Annotated in this window: 3 protein-coding genes; all 3 read right to left on the reverse strand. The window is 26.9% G+C overall.

The genetic code is table 11. The annotated features are described in order from the left end of the window. Positions 1–63: 63 nt before the first annotated feature. The 3 genes from Q428_RS13880 to Q428_RS15675 all read right to left on the reverse strand — a co-directional run bounded on the left by Q428_RS13880 (position 64) and on the right by Q428_RS15675 (position 1,877). Positions 64–765, reverse strand: coding sequence for an HIRAN domain-containing protein (locus Q428_RS13880; RefSeq protein WP_035381964.1), 702 nt, complete (start codon positions 763–765; stop codon positions 64–66). Positions 766–767: 2 nt separating this feature from the next. Further along, positions 768–1,652, reverse strand: a complete 885-nt coding sequence (locus tag Q428_RS13885; RefSeq protein ID WP_051515191.1) for a HipA domain-containing protein — start codon at positions 1,650–1,652, stop codon at positions 768–770. An 81-nt stretch (positions 1,653–1,733) separates the two neighbouring features. Further along, a complete protein-coding gene (locus Q428_RS15675; RefSeq protein ID WP_169734724.1) occupies positions 1,734–1,877 on the reverse strand; it encodes a hypothetical protein in 144 nt (47 codons plus the stop codon). Between the last annotated feature and the right edge of the window lie 14 nt (positions 1,878–1,891).

Consider the following 1,891-nt stretch of genomic DNA (forward strand, 5'->3'; position numbering starts at 1 on the left):
CTCCCTGCTTCTTTCCGAGGTGGGGAGTTTTTGACGCTTACTTAAAAACAACTATATTAATAACTACTTCTCATTTGTAGCATAGACTTCTAATTCTACTTTTATACATTCATCACAATTATTATTTTTATTTATTTCATATACTTTACACTTATATTTTACCCCTTCTTTTAAAAGCTTTGTCATACTTTCACTATAATATCGTGGTACATATCCTAAAATGTTATTTTTCATATCTAAAATTTTAATCGCATTCGGATCATATTCATTATATAGGTCTAATTCTAATTTAATCTCATCGCCTTTTTTTAGTCCAAATAATTTTTCACAATCATTGCCTTCACATCCTAAATAATGTCTAGTTCCGGCAATATAAAAAATTCTTTTAAACTCCTTTTCATCTAGTATGGGATCAATGAATTCCAAATTGTCAATTGGTAATCTTGCTCCACTTCTTTTAAGTAATTTATATTCATCATATTCTTGTAAACCATATTTTGATAATATTTTTTCAATTCCTCTTCTTTTTTTATCTGGTAATCTACTTGCAAATGTAGGAAACATCTTATCACTTCTATATACTTTATCTATTTCATCAAACGAAATTAATAATTCAAATCCCGCTTTCATTGCTTCATCAATTTCATGTCCATATGAAAATTCATAATAGCCATTTTTAGATAATTCTCCTATGATATAACGTCTCCCACTCTTTGGGTCTTTCCAAATCAAATAAATATAGTCTCTCTCATTTCTCTTAGACATCCTTAATCCCCCTTTCCTCTCAACTCAAAGATTTCAACCATTATCCTAACTTTCTCAACTAAATATTTTTTTATCAATTTTATTCTTTTATCACTTATTATCCCTACATAGTTTTCCAATAAAATATCTATGTTTTTCTCATTAACATTAGTATTAATTGTCTGAATAAAATCTATTACTTCATTATAATAATTATTTTTTATAAATTCAAGAACTTCTTTATGCTTTGGTTCCTTCCGTGTTTTTTTATCTATCCTTATTCTTGAAGTTGACTTATTTATAAGAATTGATTCAAACTTCATTTTATCATTTCCTAAATAACCATCTATTTTATCTTCATTTATATAACAACATAGTGATGAACCATTATCATAAAGTGGTGATAATTTAACATTTTTATCTTTTTGTATAATTGCCCAGTTACTATGGTGCCTATCGGTATTACCAATTAAATAATCAAAAATGGGTATTTTTAAGAATTCATATTGTAAATTATAGTCTTTTAAACTTTTCATTATCATATCTAATGAATAATATTCATCTTTAACATTATCATATAAACTATTTTCATCATAATTAGGAAAATATTTATTAATTAACTGTATACCTTCAATTAATATTTCATCATCTTTATTTATTTTATAACTTAATGAGCCTATTCTTGAATTAAATATACCTAAATCCACTTTCATACATTCAATCCCGATTAATATAGCTAACTCTGATGCAATTTTTTCTGACACATGTTCTGTTGTATTTGATGATTTTGTAAATTTAAAAAGTCCTACTTCTCCATTCTCTGGATTAACAAGCCATATTTTTTCACTTCGCCCACTACCTTCAGAAGCTCCTTCATATTCTATCCAATTGCTAAAATCTTTAATCATATAAACTCACCATTCCACTTTACAATCATAATTATTAGTTAGTTTTTGACTTAATTCAGTATATCATAGTGTTGATATTACCTACAACACCAAAATCCCCCTATTATCATAAACAGACCCTGCGTTTTGATTTCTTAATGCCCTATCAAGTGCCATAATCAAAGCTACAGCACCATCAATCTTTTCAGTTGATTTTTCTTTATCAGTAAGCGTAAAATACTTCACACATAGCTAAATGA

This window comes from Fervidicella metallireducens AeB, assembly GCF_000601455.1.
Lineage (GTDB): Bacteria > Bacillota > Clostridia > Clostridiales > Caloramatoraceae > Fervidicella > Fervidicella metallireducens.